Raw genomic sequence first — 702 nt, forward strand, 5'->3', positions numbered from 1 at the left:
CACGCGTTTAGAACCCCTGCTGGGATCGCCCCCGAGGACCTCCGCGGCGTCTCTGCCATCAGATTGCGATACTGCTCCTCGAGGTCGGTGCGATCGACCTCCGGATAATGCTCCGCAAGGGACGCCAGAGCCTCCTCGCTCGCTCGCCGGCAGATGGTCACCTCGTCGAATTCACGCTTCCGGACCTCCCGCAGCTGCTTCTGCTCCATGAGCATCACGGCCCAGTCCCCTCTTCTGACGTAGATCGGGGTCAAATCAAGACCAAAGGCATCGACCACCTGCCCAGACAAGTCCTTGACGGCATAGCGTTTGCCGTTGGGCGAGTCCTTGGGGGTGATCAGCTGCAGATCAATCAGCTGGCGCAGGATGCGCCGGATCGCCCGCTCGGTCAGGCCCGTGCGGCTCATCAGGTAGTCGTTGGATGGCCACACCAGCAGCCGCTCCCATTCCTGCTCGCCCCAGCAGGCCACGAGCTCGGAGAGGACTACCCGTTGCGCGGGTCTCAGGTCGAGTGCCTTGCCGGCGTCCCGGGCTGCGGCAGATAATTCCTTACGTGTCACTGTGCGCCCGGTGTCGAGCGCAAGCTTCCTTGCGGCCAGAGCGGCATGTCTCAGCCGCCGGCCTCCTGACGATGCGAGCTGCATCGTACCCTCCATGTTGAGGGCAAAGCAGGAGCGTTCACCGAAACCGATGCTCTTGACA

At 63.4% G+C, this 702-nt stretch carries 1 protein-coding gene; it reads right to left on the minus strand.

The features are described from left to right. Positions 1-644 (minus strand): helix-turn-helix domain-containing protein (locus C7G61_RS42995; RefSeq protein WP_190242287.1); only part of this gene is annotated, 644 nt, incomplete at its 3' end. Positions 645-702 lie beyond the last annotated feature (58 nt).

This window comes from Bradyrhizobium algeriense, from assembly GCF_003062295.1.
GTDB classification, from domain to species: domain Bacteria; phylum Pseudomonadota; class Alphaproteobacteria; order Rhizobiales; family Xanthobacteraceae; genus Bradyrhizobium; species Bradyrhizobium algeriense.